Source organism: Colwellia sp. C2M11 (assembly GCF_018860915.1).
Lineage (GTDB): Bacteria > Pseudomonadota > Gammaproteobacteria > Enterobacterales > Alteromonadaceae > Colwellia.
In genome coordinates this window covers 1-3,565 of record NZ_JAHKQD010000040.1, presented here as the reverse complement: position 1 = coordinate 3,565, position 3,565 = coordinate 1, and the positions used below count along the sequence as shown (strand labels likewise).

Annotated in this window: 5 protein-coding genes; 1 reads left to right on the top strand and 4 read right to left on the bottom strand. The window is 33.7% G+C overall.

All coding sequences use genetic code 11. From position 1 onward, the window contains the following. Positions 1-84: 84 nt before the first annotated feature. Entirely contained in the window at positions 85-384 is a 300-nt protein-coding gene (locus tag KO509_RS11275) for a DUF1330 domain-containing protein (protein ID WP_215973379.1), read from the bottom strand. 117 nt (positions 385-501) lie between these two features. Continuing rightward, the gene (locus KO509_RS11270; protein WP_215973378.1) at positions 502-852 is read right to left on the bottom strand and encodes a hypothetical protein; all 351 of its coding nucleotides are present in this window, start codon (positions 850-852) and stop codon (positions 502-504) included. 540 nt (positions 853-1,392) lie between these two features. Between KO509_RS11270 and KO509_RS11265 the strand changes: the two genes are divergently transcribed. Further along, the gene (locus KO509_RS11265; protein WP_215973377.1) at positions 1,393-2,088 is read left to right on the top strand and encodes a hypothetical protein; all 696 of its coding nucleotides are present in this window, start codon (positions 1,393-1,395) and stop codon (positions 2,086-2,088) included. A 314-nt stretch (positions 2,089-2,402) separates the two neighbouring features. Here the strand turns inward: KO509_RS11265 and KO509_RS11260 are convergent, their stop codons facing one another. Then, positions 2,403-2,999: a hypothetical protein gene (locus tag KO509_RS11260; protein ID WP_215973376.1), complete on the bottom strand. Its 597-nt coding sequence runs from the start codon at positions 2,997-2,999 to the stop codon at positions 2,403-2,405. Between the two features lie 110 nt (positions 3,000-3,109). Further along, positions 3,110-3,565, bottom strand: a 456-nt coding sequence (locus tag KO509_RS11255) for a CopD family protein (RefSeq protein WP_215973375.1), incomplete at its 5' end; no start/stop codon positions are given.

Here is a 3,565-nt window from a genome sequence, read left to right as displayed (position 1 = left end):
ATTCTACAGCCTCAACGCCCGCATAAAAGGCGAGCGGTAGCGAGTCCAGCCCACGCTTTTTGTGGGCGATTTTTAATGCGCTTGTTATACGGTGCCATTTTCAACAGGAACTAACAAAAATTTACTTTCTGAACCAGATTGCCTACTTTCTTTAAAAGGCTTGTATTCTTCTGAGTTATAAAAGCCTAACGCAGCATCTTTAGATGAAAACTCTGCAACCAATGAAAATTGGGGTGCATCACTTCCTTCAAGCAATTCAATATTTGAAGTGCGTGTTAAATAGTTTCCGCCATGGGATATTACAAGTGGGGTAACTTTTTCTAAATACTCGTTTACCCAAGATGGGTTACTTATATTAGTTTCTACAATTATTAAATATTTCATTTTATTCTCTTGTACGTATAACGCCCATTTAAGGGGCTGAAAATAGTTTGCTAAAATGTGTAGCGAAGCGAAACCGAGCAAACTGTTAGCAGTCCCGCTTTAAATTCTTGTTAGGTTTTACTTACTCTTACCTGCAAAAAATGGATTAATGCGAGCTTGCCAAATTAAAAGTTTATTTAAACGACGTTTAGGGATAAACGCAAGTAACCCGCCAACGATTGGAAACACAATAGTGAACAAAACGGCATTACGCTTAACTTCCATTGATTTTGTAGGAACACCATTTAGTAGAATTTCTGATTCAGGATCTAATAGAAGACCGACTGATGAATATAACAAGATAAAGCCACAGAAAAACAACCACCAACCAATCAAACGATAACCAAAGCGCTTTTTACGTAGTTTTTTATACACTCTATGAATTTTAATACGTAACTTCCTTGTGAAACCTAACAGTATATTATCCATAATTCACGATAGTAACGGATTATGAAATAAAAGAATAACAAAACAATAATAATTAAATCATTACCTGTCAAAGCTTTATAGTAAAATAGGTGGTTTTATTTTAAACATTACGTTTGTAGAAACTAAGCACTGCGTCATACTCAGTTATTTTGTGCTGAGTATGACGCAGTGCTTAAAAAATTAAATACTAAAAATCAATAAATTAGAAGATTACCTATGTGGAAAGTGAGCATATTAATGCTCGCTTTCCACACAAAATTGCGTTATTAAATCGGATTTGGTGTATTACGACAACAATAAAAGATGGGTGTCCTATTTTATTGTTAAGAAAGCACATCAAAAAGAAGTAGACGAACGCCAGAACCAACTGGCGTTTTAACTGATAATCAAGATGTTCAACTACTGCAATACAAATGAAAGCAACTCATCAAAAAATGAAGTAACTCATACTTTATCTAACATTTTGAAATACCAGAGTTTAACTAAAGATATATTTGGTATAATCTAGCAACTAGATTTTAAAAATTTAAGGCTTCTCGAATGATGGATAACTCATACCCAATACACGGATTATTGAAATTTTTCTCATGTAAAGAGCATATGGATAGTTTTAAACGTGGGAAAGTTAAGTTTGCAACTCCGCATTATTATCGCACTAACCCTAACCCTAGTATAGCTGACCAATTTGAATCTTGTATTGAATTTTCTACTGATACCAACAACTTTGAAAAGATAATATCGAAATATGAAGGGGCTAATGGCATCGATATTTTGAAGAGTAAAAATAATTTGTTAATCTGCCCTAATCATGAACCTAAAGATGCCTTTATACAATGTTGGTTTGCACTTGGATCTCACAATAAATTTGAAGATAGCTTGTCAAAAATGCTTATGAATTTCGGTAGTTATTTCGTGTTTTTAGACGTTAAAAAGATAGAAACTTATAAACAACGACTACTTAAAAAATCTGGATTGAAAGTTAAAGGGAACATCGTCAATTATACCGATGATAATTTAAAACATTCATTGATAGTGAAAAAACAAGATTTGGAATATCAAAAAGAATTTCGTTTTTTTCTAGGTGAATGTGAGAAAAATAATGCTGAAGACCGTTTTTTCGAATTGGGAAGTTTGAAGCCAATTCTAACTGAAATGAGAAGTGGCAAAGTTATAAGTGCTGACGGAACTATAACATATTTCACTTCTGGTCATAGTGAAGTGGTTAAATCAAAATAAATGTCTGCTACTGGCATAAAGTGATCGCTAATAATTATAAGACAAATGACCATAATGATGGTGTTTGCGGCAGTTAGGAAAGGTTAAGCCTATAAACCCAAAAAATCAGTTCAAGTTTGAGCTAAGACAACTAAAAGTACACCGCTAAATGATTTTTACTATATTAAAATAACTTTCAAATACTCAATCATTTAATTCCGCACAATTTCACAAAATTTCACACTTTTCTCTGTTTTCTTGTATTCTTTTCTCTCTTTGTATCACGAAGGAGCGCAAGCCAAGCGTTTTACGTCCTTTTGAGTAACTTGTTAGCACTACTTTAAATGCTCTATAACAGTTTTACCAAACTTAACTTTAAATGAGTCAGTCGTTGTATTAACTGAGAGTACGAGATTTTTGTATGAACCTGAACAGTGCTTATTAACATAATCATTAATGTGGGATTTAAAGTCCGATGACAAAAGGTATGATGCTTGTTGCCCATAAGGTAAATAAGTTGGTAAAGCTGTACTTGATGGTGCGAATTGCTGAATAGACATAGCAACAGTAGAGTCGGAAGAGTGTATTGTAATTGAATTAATGTTACTTGGCTTATTACCATTACTTGTAACAATAACACCAAGTGAATCGTCAGGAACCCCTTGGATTACAAATACGTCAAATACACATTTTAAACTTTCACCGCTATTTTTCCTTTGTTGCTCCGCGAGCCACAAAGAAGTAAAAACCGCACCAAGTGCACCGAATCCAGCTACCCAACTTCCCATAGCACTTAAAGCAGGAATGACTATTTCAGTAAAGGAGTCTTTCTCATAAGTAACCCCAAAACTTATGCCGAGTACGAAGGCAAGAGTAGCGATTAAGATAACACCTACAACTACTGATATATATTTTATATGCTTCCAATCCACCAGACTTTCCTTGTAGTGCTAACGCCTAATTAACAGGCAAAAAATTGTTGGCTAAAATAAGCGACGAAGGAGCAAAAGCCAACTGTTTTTTGTCCTTGTTTAATTTCTTGTTAGGCATTTTTTGACACTACAAAATAAATAATAGGAATTACTATTAATAATGAAGACTCATTAAATAACCTTAACGCTACGTTATTCTTAAATGGCTTATTTTTTATTATATTTAAAAGTAATTTACCGCTAATTAAATGATAAACAATTAAAAGAACGATAAATCCCATTTTATAATGTAGCCACGCTCCATTAAAACCAAATGCTTTCCATAACCAAATTCCAAAGGAAATAGCTAAGATAGCCATCAATGATCCAAAACGAAATAAGCCAATTGACAGGCTTTTGAACGCTTCAGACTCTTGACTCGAATGGCATGTTTTGCGCCAATGCAAAATGACGCGAGGCAGAACAAACAGACATGACATCCAAGCAATAACAAATAATATATGCGTAACTTTTATTGCGATAAAAATAGTTAAACCTCCTGAATGCCTAACGAGCTTGTAGAATAA